This window comes from Algivirga pacifica, from assembly GCF_039543525.1.
Lineage (GTDB): Bacteria > Bacteroidota > Bacteroidia > Cytophagales > Flammeovirgaceae > Algivirga > Algivirga pacifica.
Window position 1 is genome coordinate 143853 of the sequence record NZ_BAABJX010000033.1, and the last position, 17448, is coordinate 161300.

A 17448-nucleotide genomic window follows, 5' to 3' on the forward strand; every position below is an offset into this window, starting at 1 on the left:
AAGTCATTTTTTCAAATAGAAACTCCCTTTGTAAGTCGTTTGACTACTTTTGAGTAGATAGAAATACACCCCATCAGGGAGCACACTTCCCTTCACCTCCCCCCTCCAGTTATTCTGATAATTGGGATCATAATAAATCTCTTGCCCTCTATGATTAAAGATTGTCAAGGTATATTGATGAGAAGTACTAAACGTAGCGAGTCGTAGGTAATCATTATGCCCATCATTATTGGGAGTCAAGTAACTATTGATCACATCTTCAGCGTCAGGGGTAATCGCCGATATTAATTGCACCTCAGCTTGAGAGATATCCCTATCTACATCTTGAATCTGATAGGTAAACGTATCATCTAAAAACCCCTCATAAGGCCTAAAGGTGAGCACCCTCTTGATAGAGTCTAACATAAGTTCTCCTCTTTCAGGAGGAATAAGGATATGAATGTTTAATGAACCATCCCCCAATAAATCATTTTCCAATATGTCTAAAGTGCTTGGTTCTAATGAATAAATGGTGATCGTATCTCGATTAGCTTGCAAGGTATCATTCACCCCTTCAATATGGATGATCACTGTTGCTATACTATAATCCTGATTAATATCATAAACTATATAGCTTAAGGTGTCCCATCCAAAATAATCCTTCTGTCCCCTGTAATAAAGAACTCCTTCTGTATCCAGATAAACACTATCAGCATACTTAGGCATTTTATCTAACTGGGCATGAGAGTACCCATCTCCCAGTTCATCATTTATGATGACATTAAGTCTACCTTCTCCCTCCTCTTGTATAAGCATCTCATCATCATAGGCAATCACCACATCATCGATCGGTGATATCTCTATATACACGAATGCCGTATCTCTATAACCTGAAGCATCCTCCAAGACATAATAAAGGGTATCATTTCCTACATAGTTTAAAGGCATACGATAATACCCATCCAGATCAACTTCACTTTGGCTATTACCATAAGGGGCAAATACCACTATCTTTACACCGGAAGATGGTATATGATCATTGTTGAGCACTTTTAGAAAAAGTGCCTGGTCTTCCAATAAATACTCATAATCATCTACAGCATCCAAGGTGTCACTATTGTTCTGACTAATTCCTGTATTCCACCTTACCTGCTCAGTAATATGCGCAGGGTTTCTTGAAAGCCCTCCTTCTATAGTTACAGTACTTTCTCTCTCCATAAAATAGAAATACCCTCCCCAAGCAAAAACAAAAAGCAACAAGCAGATAAAAAGCTTATCCAGAATATTAGGATATTGTCTCATACCTTTATGGTAAATTTTAACCTTATAATCATTTTAATTATCAGGGATAATTTATGAAGGCTTCACTTGTATTCTTGAAGGAAATAAGGGTATTTCAAACCTATGTAGTATTTTAGGTGTCATTACTGAACATTTCTCACATCATTTACTATTCATCTCATTATGTTTATAAAGAAACTCCTTAAAAAGCAATCTCTATTTTTAGCACTGTTCTCTCTCCTCCTATTTTCTTGTAATGGAGATAAAAAGCAGAATAAAAATAAAGATCCACACCAGGAAAACATGCAACCCTCACAACAAGTGATTATTGAGGACCCAATTACCGCTTCTGCCATTGATACAGAAAACGGGAAGGAAATTCTACAAGCCTATTTTGATATTAAGAATGCCTTAGTAGAGTCGGAACAGGAAAAAGCCAAAAAAGCCGCTCAAAAATTGATTGCTACTGCTGGAGATAATCAAGAGATTGCCAAGTCAACCGCACTATTAGTTGCTGCCACCTCTATAGAAAAACAAAGAGAAGCTTTTGAAATGGTCTCTGAGCATGTCTACCATCTAGCTGTAGAAAAAGGTCTCAGCTCCGGCACAATCTATCGACAGTTTTGTCCTATGGCCTTTAGTAATAAAGGAGCCTATTGGCTTAGCGATGAAGAAAAAATACTGAATCCCTACTTTGGGGATAAGATGCTGCATTGTGGAAGTGTAAAGGAAGTAATAGAATAAAAAAGTAGAGACTATCTATTGGATGAAGGATGAAGGATGAAGGAAAATAATTAAACTTCTCCTTTCTCCCTCAACTAACCCATACGATAGTCTCTTTGATAATTCTGATTCAAATATTAAGTCTCTACGGTATAGCCCCTCTGAGCAAACCCGTCTCTACTTCCTCTGAACGAATATTGATATACAACCCTCCCCGATTAATCCGATCAACCTCATCTGACGTAAGTGTCAGTACCCCTCTAGCGGTATCATAGGCATCAAACTCATTCGATAATATGGCTTTATCCACCAATGGTAAAAAGATAGGACCAATCTCTCCGGATTCTCCCTGATGCATATGAGACATAATCAAGCGATCTCCCTGTTGCAGCTTTTCGACTATCAATTCATAATGAAAGGTATTATCAGAGTATAAGGTTGCCAGAAACTGTCCATACTCCAGTCGGTTAGAAACGGAAGGGACAGATGCATCAGTTGTTAGCGGGATATCCCATTGTTGTACGACAAAAGGTTCATCATTAGTCTCTTCCTGACATCCTATCAGTAAACAACTCAAGCAATAGAGCAAACAGGTATAGTATACATTTTTCACTCGGTTCATCAGTACAGGTTTTTTAGGTCACAATTATCCTTGGAACAAGATTATACCTATGAGAGTTTACCATCCCTTTAGAATACCAGCTTTGCTATAAAAAGGACAAAAAAAGGGGAGCATTATAGCTCCCCTTTTTCAGAAATAATATCATTAACGATACGACTACATTCTATCTGGCACTTCTACGCCAATCAAGTTCATACCGATCTTAATTGCTCTAGCAGTTTGCTGAGACAATGCGATTCTAAACGCTCTCTTCGCTTCATCCTCTTCATTAAAGATTGGCATCTCTGCATACACCTTGCTATATAGTCTGGATACATCGTACACAAAATTAGCAATCACAGATGGTGCATAATCCTCTGCTGACTCACTGATTTTATCCCCTAGCTTTGCCAAGGCTGCTACAAGATTCGCCTCATGCTCACTCAACTCCTTCAAGCCTGCAAATTTCTCCGTAGAGAAATCAATACCATCCTTTTCAGCTCTTCTCAACAATGCCTGAATTTTGGCGTGGTTGTACTGAATATAAACCCCTGTGTCTCCTTGGAAATCAATAGACTCTTTAGGGTTAAACAACATACGCTTGCGAGGATCTACTTTCAACAGATAATACTTCAGCGCACCCAACGCCAATATACGGTACAATGCTTTTGCTTCATCCTCCGTAAAATTATCAATCTTACCTGCTTCTTTGGTTCTTTCCTCTGCTGTTTCGATCATCTCATTGATCAAATCATCCGCATCGACTACCGTACCCTCTCTGGATTTCATCTTACCTGATGGCAAGTCCACCATACCATAAGATAAATGATAAATACCATCTGCATAAGATCTACCTAGCTTCTGCATGATCAGTTTCAACACCTTGAAGTGGTAATCCTGCTCATTTCCTACCACATAAATCGACTTCTCCATGTTGAAGTCCTTATATTTAAGGTCTGCAGTACCCATATCCTGTGTCATATACACTGCTGTACCATCTCCTCTCAATACCAACTTCTCATCCAGGCCATCTTCACTAAGGTCTACCCATACAGAATTATCCTCTTTCTTAAAGAAAACTCCTTTCTCTAGCCCTTCTTCAACGATATCCTTACCTAACAAATAAGTCTCTGACTCACGATACATATGATCAAACTCTACACCCATCAGACGGTAAGACTGATCAAACCCTTCGTATACCCAGCCATTCATCTTTGACCAAAGCGCAATAGTCTCCTCATCTCCTGCTTCCCACTTACGAAGCATATCTTGTGCCTGAAGTAAGATTGGCGCTTGCTTTTCTGCATAAGTGAAGACCTCTTTCAATGCATTGATTTGTTCTTTTTCAAGATCTGTCAGCTCCTCTTTCTTTCCTTTCTTCTCGATAGACTTCTTTAGGTCAGCTAGATCCTCAACACCTTCTAGGGAAGTATAACCTGCTTGCTTCTCTTTTGCTAACTCCTCAATCTGTGCCTTATATGCCTTATCAAACTCTACATAATACTTACCTACCAAGTGATCTCCTTTCAAAGACGCAGAAGGTTGCTCTCCATTGCCGAACAACTGGTAAGCCAACATAGATTTACAAATATGAATCCCTCGGTCATTCACCAGATTTACCTTGGTTACATCATATCCTGCGGCGTCCAAGATTCTTGAAACAGAGTGTCCCAGGAAGTTATTTCTCAAGTGGCCTAAGTGCAATGGTTTATTGGTATTGGGAGAAGAGTATTCTACCATCACTCGCTCATCTCTTCGAGTCAATGCACCATACTGCTTATCCTCAACAATACTCTTCAACGTATCAACCCATACCCCATTATCGATCACCAGGTTCAAAAAACCTTTCACTACGTTAAAGTCTGCGATAGCATCTACATGCTCTTTCAGATAAACCCCTAAAGCTTCAGCCGTAGCTTCTGGCTTTGCCTTTGAAACCCTCAAGAAAGGGAAAACCACAAATGTTAGGTCTCCGTCAAAATCTTTCTTTGTCGGTTGCAGTGCAATATCGGATTCCGCTACATCAGCCTCGTATACCTTTTTAAACGCCTCTGTAATTCCTTGGACAATCTTCTTCTCTAAATCCATTGAATCTTGTTCGATTTCGTATTGATGTAAAACTATTGTTCTCTATAAAATAAGGGACAAACATAGCAAAAGTAGTTGAAATCTTGAAACGTTTCTTTGGATGAAAAAAAGAAGTAACACGTCCCTATGATAATTTTAAATGAAAAAACCTGTGATCCTAAGGTATATCACAGGTTTCTAAGACCTTTTTCACTATGGTCAGCATAGACTATGAGTGACTTGCTTCATCTAACTTTAAGAGATTTTCCAGCGTGGCCAAAATAACGGAGTAGAAAAAGCTAAACAATATAGCAGTCCATATACTGGAAATCTGAAAACCATCCACCAAGGTCCCTGCCAAATAGAAAATAAAGGAATTGATGATGATCAGAAATAGACCTAACGTAATGATTGTAATCGGTAAAGTCAGAATAATCAATAATGGCTTAACCAGTAGATTTAATAACGAAATCACCAAAGCAACAACCAAGGCCGTCCAATAAGACTCAACATAAACATTAAGTCCCAAGGCATTCATAATATAGGAGCCAAAAAAGACTGCCAAAGCTGAAACCAAAAACTTTATAATGGTATGCTTCATAATATTTACAATTGTTTCCTTTTATTGCATAACCAAAATTACTTATAATAAGTTGTCAACCAAACAGCGGACACTTAACAAACACACAATTTCAAACACATAAAATACAACCACACAATGAAAATCACTTATTATGGACACTCCTGCTTTGGCGTAGAAGTGATGGGGAAATACCTATTATTTGATCCTTTTATCACACCAAATGAACTAGCCAAAAACATTGACATTCAGAAGATTCCAGCGGATTACATTTTATTATCTCACGGACATGGAGACCATGTGGCAGATGTTGTTCCCATTGCGAACAATACTAGGGCACAAGTAATTGGTGTCTATGAAGTAGTAGGTTGGTTCCAAGAAAAACATGGCATTGAAAATATAATGGGAATGAACACCGGAGGGCATGTTACACTCTCTGAGAATATCCAAATAAAATTAATCAATGCCGTACACTCTAGCAGTATGCCAGACGGCTCCTATGGAGGTAATCCTGTGGGCTTTGTCATTTCCTCTCCTGAAGGCACCTTCTACTATGCAGGCGATACCGCTTTAAGCTTTGATATGAAGCTTATTCCTATGGAGTTTTCCATTGACTTTGCCTTTTTACCTATAGGTGATTTTTACACCATGGGAATTAACGATGCCGTACAAGCAGCCCAATACATAGAAACAAAACAAGTTATTGGAATGCATTATGATACGATGCCTGTCATTAAAATAGACCGAGGCAATGCTATAGAGGCCTTTCAACAACAAGAAATACAATTGCATCTTCCATCTATAGGAGATAGTATTCAACTATAAATGACTTCTCCTTGTATTTATTACTTATCGGTTATCGTTTCCAGGCGATAACCGATAAGTCAAATAAACTTCAAACCTCTTTCGATAATTCTATTTTTTTAACTACTGAATAGAATTACTCACTCCTTCAGACTACACACATATCCCCTGTAGCTATAACAAAGTTACTATCTTATACAAGTAAACATCAGCGAACACCTTATGTCACTGCCAGCATATATTTTGCAACTCCTCTCATTTCTTACTTGAAGCATGTATTAAAAACATGCTATTAAAAAAATTACTTTTCCCTGCCAACCCTTGAATTTCTAAGGATCCTCCTAATACATATTTCTAAACTTCAACTCTGAAAAAAAAAAGCCTTTTTTTTAAACTTATAATCTGTCATCCACGTTTTGGCGACATGTAACTCTTTACAAATATTCACCTAATAGAAAGGTACTATATTTGAATCGTAATTATATATCTTGTATTCAATTGATCTGAGCACATCAGATTTTCTATATTCTATGTTTCAATTTAATAACCTAAAGTACAACCAACCCATGAAAAACAAATTCTTATTACTTCTGTTTATGGTGTTGTCAGGATTCGCTTTTGTAAGCTGTGACGACGATGACGATGATGATGATGGTATGGATGACACAACCATAGCATCATTGCTAGAAGAAACAGACGACTTATCCATCCTTTTGGATGCCGTCACCCGTGCAGGACTTCTGGACGATCTAGATAATACAGATAATGAATTTACTGTATTTGCCCCAGACAATGACGCCTTCACTGCTTTACTTTCTGACCTAGGCATCAGCAGCTTGGATGATGTTGGTCCAGATTCTCTGGCAGACATCCTAACTTACCATGTAGTAAGTGGCAGCGTATTGTCAACAGATCTTTCTGATGGCATGACAGTTCCAACCTTATTGGAAGGAGACTCTCTTATGATTGGCGTTAGCGGTACAAGTGTAACCGTTAATGACGCTAACGTAACAGAAGCTGACATCACTGCAGACAACGGTGTCGTACACATCATCGATGCAGTATTGTTACCTCCTCCATACACACTTGTTGATGCTTTGTCTGCTGACACTTCTTACAGCCTATTAGTAGAAGCTGTAGTTGCTGCTGACCTTGTAGACGCTCTGAGCAGCACAGAAGACACTTTAACAGTATTTGCTCCTAATAATGATGCATTCAGAGCAGCCTTGGCGGTACTTGGTGTCACTAGTATTGATGAAATCCCAACAGAGACACTTACTCAGATCTTATTGTACCATGTTGTAGAAGGTGCAGTACTTTCAACTGACCTGGAAGATGGTGCTGAAGTTCCTACACTTCTAGAAGGACAAAGTGTTACTGTAAGCATTACAGATGGAACTGTAATGATCAATACTTCTACAGTTGATAATGCAGACGTTGTTACTGATAACGGTGTTATCCACGGTATCAATGCTGTATTAGTTCCTGAGGGAGTAATCACTCCTCCAGCGACAGCCAACTAAGTCACTCTTAGTCTTGGAAAAAATCACACCCTCTAAAATTTGTATCTTGGAGGGTGTTTTTTTTATGATCACTATCGAGCAACAATCTTCTTATACCTGCCCCATTGCCCTTGACACATTGTAATCCATTCTCCATCAAATATCAATAAAGTCCTCTCTAGCTCCTCCCACAGTACCTCAGCGGTTTTATCTACCTCTCGCCTCATCCAAAAGGCCATGATTTCCTCATTACTCTCCAATACGTTCTCTGAAAACTCTAAAGGAGATACATATCTTTTTGAGATATACTCATGACAATCTTCATTGCCTTGAATAGCCTCTTGAAAAGAGACTACCTCCTCTTCCCTATTATAGGTATAGCGTAAATAAAGATAGGTCTGTGCATAGGCTCTAACCCAAGGGCGAAAATATCGACGGTAAAGTTTTATAGAAGCAATTGTCGGATGCTCAGGAATTAATTCCTTAAAACACCAGCGTACAATCTTGGGATTGTAGTAATTAAAATATTGATCTTTCTCTAAAAGCAAGGACGTACCAGAAAGTTCTTCCACTATATCTTCAAAATTATGAGATTCCATATACCCACAATTCCAAAGCGTATTCTGCAGAGACCAACGAATTGTCCAGGGGGAACTCATATCATCTGAGGTCATTGCCAACAGCAAGTGTTCATATAAACGATCTCTGTTAATGCTCCCTTGCTGTATAAAATCACAGGACTGTATAGGGCTTATTGTGGCTTTGGTTTCTTGAAGCGTTTTTCTTTCTAATCGCGTGGAGTGTAGTACATAATAACACATGGCCATAGAAAGAACGAAAGAGGCTAAATAAAATATAGCCTTTGTGGTTGGGTTAGACATGATAGTTGTTGGGTTATTGCATATAAACTTATTAACAAAAATAATCATATATACGAACTCTTCTAAATAAAAGTATGTATAACCCTACACTCGCCATTCTACCTCTATTCTCAATAAAAGCTCTTCCTTCTGTATGCCTTAAAACTTTTTATATAAAAAAAACATGAATCATCTCATATTAACAAATGGCTTAGCTTTCTGAGAATTCATCCCTTTACAGCTATCTCAAAAGCACTTTTTGAGCTTCTTCATTTTTTCCTTGATGAAAAAACGAAGCAAAAAAATCAAGGCTTTGAAGAATTTGCCTAATTTCTAATCGCAAAAGCTAAAAATTCCAAACTCGCTACGCTCAAACAATGGAATTTTCTTAACGCTTTTACGATTAAAAATTTTAACGGCAATTCTTCAAGGCCATTTTTAGATATATAAAGGTACTTTTTAAAGAAAAAAATATGAGTCACCCCTTAAATGTTAATATGGGATGACTCATGTCTTTGAAAAATTACTATTTCTAAGCCTATTTACTATTTACGCAGTTTGGCTAACCGAATACTCACTGCATTTTTATGAGCATACAACTCCTCTGCTTCTGCCATTTCCTCAATGGATGGCCCCAACAGCTCCAAACCACTCTCGTCAATCTGCTGAAAAGTTACTTTTCTTACAAAGCTATCCAATGACACCCCACTATAGCTACGGGCATACCCATAAGTTGGGAGCGTATGATTGGTACCTGAGGCATAATCACCTGCAGATTCCGGAGTATAATTTCCTATAAACACAGATCCTGCATTCCATATCCTTTCAGCCATTTCAGAAGCATTCTCCAAAGCTATAATCAAGTGTTCTGCAGCATAAGCATTCACCAACTCCAAAGCTTCTGATTCACTTCTCAATACGATTGATCGACTATTCTTTAACGCTTCTTCTGCAATACTCTTCCTAGGTAATTCAGCTAGTTGAACAGCAAGAGCATTCTCTACTTCCGTCACAAATGTTTCTGATGTCGACACCAGTATCACCTGACTATCCACACCATGCTCTGCTTGCGAAAGCAGGTCTGAAGCTACAAAAGCCGGATCAGCAGTATTGTCGGCCCATACCAAAACCTCGGAAGGTCCTGCAGGCATATCAATGGCCACTCCTTCTCTTGTCGCCAATTGTTTAGCTGCAGTCACATACTGATTACCAGGACCAAACAACTTATAAACATTCGGCACACTTTCCGTTCCAAATGTCATGGCAGCTATAGCTTGCGCTCCTCCTACCTTAAAAATGCGCTTAATTCCTGCTATTTTTGCTGCATAAAGGATCGCTGGATGTACTTTACCTTCTTTATTAGGGGGAGTGCACAATACCAACTCCTTACAACCTGCAATATGCGCTGGTACGCCTAACATTAGTACGGTAGAAAACAAAGGTGCCGTACCTCCAGGAATATACAACCCTACCTTTTCGATACCTATACTCTTTCTCCAACAACGTACCCCTGGCATCGTTTCGATCACCTCTACACTCCCTTGCTGGGCTGCATGAAACTTGTAAATGTTCTGCTTCGCTATCTCAATTGCCTGTTTGAGCTTATCCGAAACAAGCTCTTCCGCTTCCTTTAGCTCCTCTTCCGATACTTCCAGAGTATCAAGTTGAACACCATCAAACTGCTTTGTGTAACGAAATAATGCCTCATCTCCCTCAGCCTTTACAGCTTCCATCACTGGCCTAACCAACGATTCGACCTGCCCTTGTTGCATGACAGGTCTTTCCAATAGGGTATTCCACTGAGAGCGATCTGGATATAAATATTTTTTCATATTGAATACCCGGATTGATTAAAGAATCATTTTTTCAATAGGAACTACCAAAATTCCTTCTGCTCCAGCCTCTTTAAGGGCTTCGATATTTTCCCAGAATGTATTCTCATTAATGACAGAATGTAAAGAAACCCATCCTGGCTCCGCCAATGGCAAAATCGAAGGACTTCTCATACCAGGGAGTACCGACTTGATACGCTCTACGGCATCTTCTGGAGCATTTAACAAGATATACTTCTTACTCTCAGCCTCCTGTAAAGCCTTGATTCTAAAAAGTAATTGGTTTAATACCGCTTGCTTGTCTTCCGCCAAATCTGGTGTCGCCACCATCACGGCCTCTGATTTATAAATCTGCTCAACCTCTTTCAGACCATTCTGAAACAAAGTACTGCCAGTACTAACCAAATCACATACGGCATCTGCCAATCCTATACTAGGAGCAATCTCTACAGAACCACTGATTTCGTGAATATCTGCAGTTACACCTTGCTCATCGAGATATTTCTTAAGCAATACAGGGTAAGAAGTAGCAATGCTCTTCCCATCTAAGTCCTGTATTCCATTATATTCTTGATCCTTGGGTACTGCAATCGACAAACGACACTTTGAAAAGCCTAGATGATGCACAACCTCCACGTGGCTATCTTTTTCCACCATAACATTTGCTCCCACTATACCAATATCGGCAATCCCATCCTGCACATAGCCAGGAATATCGTCGTCTCTCAAGAAAAGAAACTCGATTGGAAAATTCGAGGCCTCGGCTTTAAGCTTGCCAATCCCATTCTGCACCTTGATGCCGCAACGACGAATCAGGTCCATAGATCCTTCACTCAATCGCCCTTTTTTCTGTAAAGCCAGCTTGATCGTTGTCATAAAGTTGTGTTTATCAATTCAGTTTCTAATTGTAAAAAATATTGAAACGTAGTTTCATTCTCATTTGTACTTATAGAAGTTCAAACATTGTAAATGCAATATTAGACAATTCATTCTGAAACCACCTAAACAACATAAGGCCTTACATAAGGAGGAAGGAGGAAGGAGGAAGGAGGGAATTAATAAAAATAGACTTTTCCCTAAATTCGTTCTGTTCATGATGTTTAGTTGAGTTTATTGTTTTTTTGAAAGCTTTGCTTTCTGTTTGCTCTAATAGCCATTGAGCAAAGCTCAATAAAATAAAGAATTCAACTAAACATCATGAACGAGCGAAGCTCAATTAAACATCATGAACTAAAACTATGGAAGCATGGCTTTAAAATCTTCATAAGATACAGGAGCTAACAACTCCTTATCGCAACCTAGTTCATCCGCCAGCTTATTGATATCCTCTACCCTACTAGAAGAGCTTGGGTGAGTACTCAAAAACTCTGGTGGCTCTTGCCCTCCTTCATTAACAATTTTCTCGAAAAAACCTGCAGCACCATTACATTGATACTTTCCATCCGCCAGGTATTGTACAGAATATTCATCTGCCTCGGCTTCCATTGTTCGGCTGAACGTCAATGCTGTAAGGTTCGTTAATACGTCAGTAATCGCATTTTGATTTTCTCCTAATACGATATCCAACAATACCTGAAGCCCCATTTGCGTTTGCAGGTTCTGGATACTGTGGCGACGTTCCGCATGAGCAATTTCATGTCCCAACACACCTACTAAATGATCCTCCGTATTCAAATACTTGATCAACCCTGTATACACATAAATGTATCCTCCAGGTGTTGCAAACGCATTCAAAATTTCATCATCATGGATAATTTTAATCTGATCGTAAGCAAACTTATCTCTATATTTAATATCGTCAGATGCTAATACCTCATTAAGCATATTTCTTAAATAGGTATACGCCTCAGGATGTGTGTTTTCATCCAAAATTGGATACTGATCTGGATTACTCGCAATTTCATTCGCTACCTGGGCCCCCAACTCGATATCTTTACTCACTGGAAATGCTACTAATGGCTCATCCAATATATTACTATCACAAGCCCCTAATACTGCTAAAGCCACTATTGCAGCATACCGAAATACTCTTCTCATTTTTCTACTTTTTTATTAGTCTAATCTACATCACACCAATCATTCTTGGTGCTACTATTTATTTTGGTCACTAAGATATAGCTTTTTCAAAATATCCCTCTTCACTTCATGCCCTCCTTCAAAATTCACTTCCTCCACTCGGAAGCCCCATTCCATTACTTTCGTTCGCTGTTCTTCTATTGCCAAAAATGGCGCCAAAGGGTCCTCATCACCTACCACCATCCATAACTTTCCTTTCTTCTGTGCAGGAGTAAAACTATCCAAAATCAATTCTTCGGGAACCTTTCCTGCCCATAAAGCAAGAGAATCAAAACGAACGGCTCTTTGACTCACCCATCGACATACAGTAGCTACCCCTTGAGAAAAACCCAATAAATGAAGACGGTATGGCCTCCCCTGCATTTGCAAAGAGATTTGCTCCATAATCTGATCCAGATATAGGTATTGATTATGAATAGCCTGCATTCGATTTTCCTTCGTCATCCAAGAGGCGCCTACTTTTTTATATTCTTTATCCAAATAGAACATAGAAAGTCCTTGAGGTATAATCACAACATGTGCAGTACTATCCAACACATCAAAACGACGACCAAAGTGCTTCGCCAATTGCCCATACCCGTGAAAAGCTATCCATATATCTGTCACCTCCTCAGAAAAGTCCCCTCTCTGCAAATAAGGTGCTGAGTAGGAAAATATCGCTATCTTTTGCTTCATCGTAATCTACTAACAATAATACCCGTCTGCTTTTTATGCTTCTTAATATAGTCTGCCAATGGCTCCTCAGAAATCACGACCTGCCCAGTTGTTGAAGCATGCATCAAATGAATACGACCTTGCTGTTCATAGGCTACCCCTACATGAGAAACATCTAACCCTTTTATACTGGTTGTGATTGCGATCAAGTCTCCGGCTTGCATCTTTCCCTCTATAGTTTCAATATCTTCTTGTGGAATATAATACAAGGACAACTCTTTCAGTTGCTCTTCTACTTTCAGAATATGCTGATAATTCTCCTCATTGGTTTTAAGGTGCTTATAGCTTTGTCTATGTGTTCCCATAAAGTTTATTTCCTTCTCCAAAGGAACTCCTCCCAACTCTTTGGTAATATTTCTCAAGTAGCCCTTCTTCTGGTTATCAGCAATCCACTCCGAGAAATAATGCAGACGGGACACATACCCATTTAACTCTCCACCCCTATAACGTACCTTTTGCAACTGTTCAGTAAACTCCTCAAAAGTTGTTTTACGTTCCTCAAGGATCAAGGAAAACACCACCACATTTTCTAAAAAGGTCGTACAGTCCAATTCTCTGAAGTTCACTACCAATTGTTCCTTATCCCCTACCTCTAATGTGCTTGCCACATAAGGAACTCCGACAAAACTCTTTCCAACAGTAGCGGCTATATGATGAGCCGGCATTCCTGGCAAATTTTCATTTTCAAATAATTCTATTTTTTCTTGAAATAAATCTTTATCCTCCAACAAGCAATGTACTTGTGCATACAGATTTTGATAAAGTGTTAAGCTAAGCCCTATTAACAAATAAAAAATTCTTTTCATCCTATTATTCCTATTTATATTTCACCATAATAAAGAACACACAACATTTAAATCTGTCATATTTTTTTTATACTTTGCGAACAATTTACAAACAATCATCAAAATATTTCTATTTTCTATGGATACAATCCAATTGTATAACCAAGATCATGCAGAGATTATTTATAATTCTGCTCTGAGAACTATTGTGCTTACCTGGAAAGGCTTTGCGAATGAAGAAAGCTACAGAGAAACAGTCACTACTGCTTATCAGGCTATCCTAAAATATGAAGCTATCGGATGGATTTCTGACCAGACCTTGGCCAGAGCTGTTCCCAAAAGTGGCTCTGATTGGGTAAAAACCACCATGGTACCTAAAATGGCAGAGGCAGGAATTAAAGCTGCTGCATTCATCACTTCTAAGGACACTTTCAACCAGATCTATGCCAAAGGGTTGGAAAAAGTAATCTTAAATCAATCTACTGCCCTACGCTATTTTTCTGATAAAGAGGAAGCATCGGCTTGGCTGCAAGAAGAATTAACGATTGTCCAATAGTCAATTCTTGTTTGGAACTCTTTAGGGGTTCCAAACAAGTTAAAAAACTTACATGACTTTGTTCGGGTTAATACAATTTGGTATCATTCAAGTACCATAAAATAAATTTCACACAATACCCCGACAACTATGTCATCAACACTTTTCTACGACACAGAAGTAGCCAAGATTACCTATATCAAACCCCTCAACACCATCCTATTAACATGGAAAGGTTTTGTCACTACCGAGCAATATATTGCTATAGGTACCAAAGCCTACGAAGCCGTAAAGCATTTTCAAGCTACCAATTGGATTTCTGATCAACAAAACGCCAAAGCCGTTTCTAAAGAAGCTTCGGATTGGGGGAAAAACAAATTGGTCCCTATGGTCATCGGTGCCGGCATTAAAAATGCCGCCTTTATTCTCTCCAAAGATATCTTCAACCAAATGTATTCGAAAGGATTGGAATCCTCTGCCAAAAGCAAAGGGGTGGGAATACATTATTGTACTTCCATGCAAGATGCAAAGCAGTGGATACAGCAGCAACGCACAGTAGGCGTATAAAAAATGTTCATAATGTTTAATTACAACAGTTTTACTGTTGTGTTCATGATGTTTAGTTGTTTCGTTCTAAACAACTAAACATCATGAACGAGCAAAGCTCAATTAAACATCATGAACAAACGTGGTGTCTCAGTAGATTAATTAAACTGAGCAGCCACTATCAATTCCTTGGTACCATGTGACCAATCATAGAAACCATTGCCTGACTTCACTCCTAGCTGTCCTGCCGTTACCATATTCACTAATAGTGGCGCAGGTGCATATTTATCATCACCCAACCCATCTTGTAATACCCTCATAATTGAAAGGCATACATCCAAACCAATAAAATCAGCCAACTGTAATGGTCCCATTGGATGAGCCATACCCAGCTTCATGATCTGATCAATTTCCATCACACCTGCAACCCCATTTTGCAAAGACAAGATCGCTTCGTTAATCATTGGCATTAAGATACGGTTAGCTACAAACCCGGGATAATCATTGGCGGGAACTGCAATCTTACCGATCTGCTCAGAAAGTGTCAGAATTGTACTTGTCGTTTCCTTGCTCGTCAGGTAGCCATTAATCACTTCTACCAGTTTCATCACCGGCACCGGATTCATAAAATGCATGCCAATTACCTTTTCGGGACGTTGGGTCGCCGCTGCAATTTTGGTAATTGAGATAGAAGAAGTATTTGTCGCTAGAATCGTCTCTGTGTCACAAATACGATCCAAGTCTTCAAATATTTTTAGCTTTACTGACTCATTTTCAGTGGCTGCCTCTACAACAAGCTCCGTACGTTGAACTCCCTCTTCCATACTGGTGAAAGTAGTAATGTTCGCCAGTGTCTGCTCCTTATCCAACTCAGAGATCAATTCCTTTTTAATTTGTCGATCCAAGTTTTTAGCAATAGTCCCCATTGCTTTTTCCAGCGCCTGAGCTGAAATATCAATAAGGTTTACATGGAATCCACTTTGTGCAAATACGTGGGCAATACCATTTCCCATGGTACCTGACCCGATTACTGCAATTGTTTTCATGGTTAAGTTGATTGTGTTGTTTATTTATAGTTTATGCCATTACTTGGCATCAGTTATACTTATAATTGAAAGAACTGACTATTCCCTATCTTTCTCTACTTCTTTCAGTGTTTTTCCTTCATGTTTCAGGAACAATCGATGTTTACTCATTCCAATAACCTGTGAAGAGTAAATCCCTGCATGCCCGGAGAACATAAAGCTTACCACGCATCCTATTGCAATATACACGCCATAGTTAGTCCCAAATAACTCCAGTCCCATAACAGCACAAGCCAATGGCGTATTTGCCGCTCCTGCAAACACCCCTACAAAGCCCATTGCTGCCAATAACTCCATATCTAAAGGTAGAATCATAGATAAAGCATTCCCTAATGCCGCCCCTATAAAGAATAAAGGTGTCACTTCTCCTCCCTTATAGGCAGCTCCTAATGTTAAAGCTGTAAACAATAGCTTTCCAGCCCAATCATAAGGGGCTAGTTGAGTAGTAAAAGCAGCCTTAATGGTCGGTAAACCCAACCCCATATAACGGGTACCTATATCCTCTCCTACCCCAAAGTACAAGATCCCAAACAAGCCCGCAACCAAGGCTCCTCCTAAAAGTGGACGGAAAGGCGGATACTTCACGCGTTCTCTTAACACTCCTCCCCACCAATGGGTCAATCGAGCAAATAGGCGAGCTGCTAAACCAAAACATACCCCTGCAATCACTGCGTATAGGATATGATCGATTGGAATAATATGATTAGGATCTCCTGTAACATTATAAACAGAATGGTGAATATATAAATACTCATGAGAAACATAACGGCAAACAAAATCACCAAATGCAGCAGCTAAAAATGCCGGGATAATCGCATCGTAACGCATTTTACCCAATAAAAACACCTCCATTCCAAAAATCGCTCCCGCCAATGGCGTTCCAAAAACAGCTCCAAAACCTGCTGCCATTCCTGCGATCAAAACAATCCTACGATCTCTTTTTGATAACTTGAGCCACTTTGTAAACTGATCTGAAATCGATGCACCTATTTGAATCGCTGTTCCCTCTCGACCAGCTGACCCTCCAAATAAATGTGTCATCACTGTACCTAGCAGGACCATCGGAGCCATACGAAAACGAATAATTTTCTTGGGGCTATGAATCTGATCAATAATCAGGTTATTCCCTGCCTCGACTTCCTTTCCATAATAATGATAAGCCAATCCCACAAAAAAACCTCCTAAAGGTAACAAGGCTACAATCCACAAATGTCCTTCCCTCCAATCGGTAGCAAAATGCAAGGCCCACAGGAATATAGCTGCTGCTATTCCAACCAATACTCCAATCGGTAAGGAAATCAATAACCACTTTAAAAGGAAAAAAGGGAAAGGTACTTTTTGATACCAACGCTCCAAAAGAGAAGTCAAATTCATTTTCAATATTCTTTTCAAAAAATGGATAGTTATTTCTATTGAAGAAAAAAAATTTCTATAGAAATAATACCAACATTTTACCGTTTTTATCCTGTAAATAACAG

17 protein-coding genes are annotated in these 17448 nt (G+C 39.1%); 5 read left to right on the forward strand and 12 right to left on the reverse strand.

What is annotated here, in order from left to right; all coding sequences use genetic code 11:
* Nucleotides 1-3 precede the first annotated feature (3 nt).
* On the reverse strand, nucleotides 4-1281 hold the full coding sequence (locus ABD985_RS11650; RefSeq protein ID WP_345371906.1) for a T9SS type B sorting domain-containing protein: 1278 nt from the start codon (nucleotides 1279-1281) through the stop codon (nucleotides 4-6).
* 282 nt (nucleotides 1282-1563) lie between these two features.
* On the opposite strand from ABD985_RS11650, the gene ABD985_RS11655 reads away from it, so the two are divergent.
* Nucleotides 1564-2004 carry a DUF3347 domain-containing protein gene (locus tag ABD985_RS11655; protein WP_345371908.1) on the forward strand — a complete coding sequence of 147 codons (441 nt, stop codon included), beginning with the start codon at nucleotides 1564-1566 and terminating at the stop codon, nucleotides 2002-2004.
* Nucleotides 2005-2128: 124 nt separating this feature from the next.
* Here the strand turns inward: ABD985_RS11655 and ABD985_RS11660 are convergent, their stop codons facing one another.
* The 3 genes from ABD985_RS11660 to ABD985_RS11670 all read right to left on the reverse strand — a co-directional run bounded on the left by ABD985_RS11660 (nucleotide 2129) and on the right by ABD985_RS11670 (nucleotide 5252).
* Nucleotides 2129-2605, reverse strand: a complete 477-nt coding sequence (locus ABD985_RS11660) for a CHRD domain-containing protein (protein WP_345371910.1) — start codon at nucleotides 2603-2605, stop codon at nucleotides 2129-2131.
* A gap of 156 nt (nucleotides 2606-2761) precedes the next feature.
* Nucleotides 2762-4672, reverse strand: coding sequence for an arginine--tRNA ligase (locus ABD985_RS11665; RefSeq protein WP_345371912.1), 1911 nt, complete (start codon nucleotides 4670-4672; stop codon nucleotides 2762-2764).
* A gap of 208 nt (nucleotides 4673-4880) precedes the next feature.
* Nucleotides 4881-5252 (reverse strand): phage holin family protein, encoded by a 372-nt coding sequence (locus tag ABD985_RS11670; RefSeq protein WP_345371914.1) that lies wholly within the window; start codon nucleotides 5250-5252, stop codon nucleotides 4881-4883.
* 117 nt (nucleotides 5253-5369) lie between these two features.
* On the opposite strand from ABD985_RS11670, the gene ABD985_RS11675 reads away from it, so the two are divergent.
* Together ABD985_RS11675 and ABD985_RS11680 are read left to right on the forward strand one after the other, a co-directional pair.
* Nucleotides 5370-6056: a metal-dependent hydrolase gene (locus ABD985_RS11675; RefSeq protein ID WP_345371916.1), complete on the forward strand. Its 687-nt coding sequence runs from the start codon at nucleotides 5370-5372 to the stop codon at nucleotides 6054-6056.
* A 545-nt stretch (nucleotides 6057-6601) separates the two neighbouring features.
* On the forward strand, nucleotides 6602-7558 hold the full coding sequence (locus ABD985_RS11680; protein WP_345371917.1) for a fasciclin domain-containing protein: 957 nt from the start codon (nucleotides 6602-6604) through the stop codon (nucleotides 7556-7558).
* Between the two features lie 71 nt (nucleotides 7559-7629).
* Here the strand turns inward: ABD985_RS11680 and ABD985_RS11685 are convergent, their stop codons facing one another.
* From ABD985_RS11685 to ABD985_RS11710, 6 genes are all read right to left on the reverse strand, one after another.
* Nucleotides 7630-8418 carry a hypothetical protein gene (locus tag ABD985_RS11685; protein ID WP_345371919.1) on the reverse strand — a complete coding sequence of 263 codons (789 nt, stop codon included), beginning with the start codon at nucleotides 8416-8418 and terminating at the stop codon, nucleotides 7630-7632.
* A 524-nt stretch (nucleotides 8419-8942) separates the two neighbouring features.
* Nucleotides 8943-10229, reverse strand: coding sequence for a histidinol dehydrogenase (gene hisD / locus ABD985_RS11690; protein WP_345371921.1), 1287 nt, complete (start codon nucleotides 10227-10229; stop codon nucleotides 8943-8945).
* Nucleotides 10230-10247: 18 nt separating this feature from the next.
* Nucleotides 10248-11105: an ATP phosphoribosyltransferase gene (gene hisG, locus ABD985_RS11695; RefSeq protein ID WP_345371923.1), complete on the reverse strand. Its 858-nt coding sequence runs from the start codon at nucleotides 11103-11105 to the stop codon at nucleotides 10248-10250.
* Nucleotides 11106-11465: 360 nt separating this feature from the next.
* Complete coding sequence (locus tag ABD985_RS11700) at nucleotides 11466-12266, reverse strand: M48 family metalloprotease (RefSeq protein ID WP_345371925.1); 801 nt, start codon at nucleotides 12264-12266, stop codon at nucleotides 11466-11468.
* A 54-nt stretch (nucleotides 12267-12320) separates the two neighbouring features.
* Nucleotides 12321-12980 carry an alpha/beta hydrolase gene (locus ABD985_RS11705; protein WP_345371927.1) on the reverse strand — a complete coding sequence of 220 codons (660 nt, stop codon included), beginning with the start codon at nucleotides 12978-12980 and terminating at the stop codon, nucleotides 12321-12323.
* Nucleotides 12977-13825 carry an N-acetylmuramoyl-L-alanine amidase-like domain-containing protein gene (locus ABD985_RS11710; RefSeq protein WP_345371929.1) on the reverse strand — a complete coding sequence of 283 codons (849 nt, stop codon included), beginning with the start codon at nucleotides 13823-13825 and terminating at the stop codon, nucleotides 12977-12979. Before ABD985_RS11710 ends, ABD985_RS11705 begins: the two co-directional genes overlap by 4 nt.
* A gap of 118 nt (nucleotides 13826-13943) precedes the next feature.
* On the opposite strand from ABD985_RS11710, the gene ABD985_RS11715 reads away from it, so the two are divergent.
* Both ABD985_RS11715 and ABD985_RS11720 read left to right on the forward strand, forming a co-directional pair.
* Entirely contained in the window at nucleotides 13944-14360 is a 417-nt protein-coding gene (locus tag ABD985_RS11715) for an STAS/SEC14 domain-containing protein (protein ID WP_345371931.1), read from the forward strand.
* A 129-nt stretch (nucleotides 14361-14489) separates the two neighbouring features.
* Complete coding sequence (locus tag ABD985_RS11720; RefSeq protein WP_345371933.1) at nucleotides 14490-14906, forward strand: hypothetical protein; 417 nt, start codon at nucleotides 14490-14492, stop codon at nucleotides 14904-14906.
* A gap of 137 nt (nucleotides 14907-15043) precedes the next feature.
* Here the strand turns inward: ABD985_RS11720 and ABD985_RS11725 are convergent, their stop codons facing one another.
* Nucleotides 15044-15931 (reverse strand): 3-hydroxyacyl-CoA dehydrogenase family protein, encoded by an 888-nt coding sequence (locus ABD985_RS11725; protein ID WP_345371935.1) that lies wholly within the window; start codon nucleotides 15929-15931, stop codon nucleotides 15044-15046.
* Nucleotides 15932-16009: 78 nt separating this feature from the next.
* Nucleotides 16010-17362 (reverse strand): voltage-gated chloride channel family protein, encoded by a 1353-nt coding sequence (locus tag ABD985_RS11730; RefSeq protein ID WP_345371937.1) that lies wholly within the window; start codon nucleotides 17360-17362, stop codon nucleotides 16010-16012.
* Nucleotides 17363-17448: the final 86 nt, after the last annotated feature.

Excerpts from the sequence above, each read along its gene's own strand:
- ABD985_RS11650 (WP_345371906.1), bottom strand. The coding sequence starts at position 1,281 with ATGAGACAATATCCTAATATTCTGGATAAGCTTTTTATCTGCTTGTTG.
- ABD985_RS11655 (WP_345371908.1), top strand. The coding sequence starts at position 1,564 with ATGCAACCCTCACAACAAGTGATTATTGAGGACCCAATTACCGCTTCT.
- ABD985_RS11660 (WP_345371910.1), bottom strand. The coding sequence starts at position 2,605 with ATGAACCGAGTGAAAAATGTATACTATACCTGTTTGCTCTATTGCTTG.
- ABD985_RS11665 (WP_345371912.1), bottom strand. The coding sequence starts at position 4,672 with ATGGATTTAGAGAAGAAGATTGTCCAAGGAATTACAGAGGCGTTTAAA.
- ABD985_RS11670 (WP_345371914.1), bottom strand. The coding sequence starts at position 5,252 with ATGAAGCATACCATTATAAAGTTTTTGGTTTCAGCTTTGGCAGTCTTT.
- ABD985_RS11675 (WP_345371916.1), top strand. The coding sequence starts at position 5,370 with ATGAAAATCACTTATTATGGACACTCCTGCTTTGGCGTAGAAGTGATG.
- ABD985_RS11680 (WP_345371917.1), top strand. The coding sequence starts at position 6,602 with ATGAAAAACAAATTCTTATTACTTCTGTTTATGGTGTTGTCAGGATTC.
- ABD985_RS11685 (WP_345371919.1), bottom strand. The coding sequence starts at position 8,418 with ATGTCTAACCCAACCACAAAGGCTATATTTTATTTAGCCTCTTTCGTT.
- hisD (WP_345371921.1), bottom strand. The coding sequence starts at position 10,229 with ATGAAAAAATATTTATATCCAGATCGCTCTCAGTGGAATACCCTATTG.
- hisG (WP_345371923.1), bottom strand. The coding sequence starts at position 11,105 with ATGACAACGATCAAGCTGGCTTTACAGAAAAAAGGGCGATTGAGTGAA.
- ABD985_RS11700 (WP_345371925.1), bottom strand. The coding sequence starts at position 12,266 with ATGAGAAGAGTATTTCGGTATGCTGCAATAGTGGCTTTAGCAGTATTA.
- ABD985_RS11705 (WP_345371927.1), bottom strand. The coding sequence starts at position 12,980 with ATGAAGCAAAAGATAGCGATATTTTCCTACTCAGCACCTTATTTGCAG.
- ABD985_RS11710 (WP_345371929.1), bottom strand. The coding sequence starts at position 13,825 with ATGAAAAGAATTTTTTATTTGTTAATAGGGCTTAGCTTAACACTTTAT.
- ABD985_RS11715 (WP_345371931.1), top strand. The coding sequence starts at position 13,944 with ATGGATACAATCCAATTGTATAACCAAGATCATGCAGAGATTATTTAT.
- ABD985_RS11720 (WP_345371933.1), top strand. The coding sequence starts at position 14,490 with ATGTCATCAACACTTTTCTACGACACAGAAGTAGCCAAGATTACCTAT.
- ABD985_RS11725 (WP_345371935.1), bottom strand. The coding sequence starts at position 15,931 with ATGAAAACAATTGCAGTAATCGGGTCAGGTACCATGGGAAATGGTATT.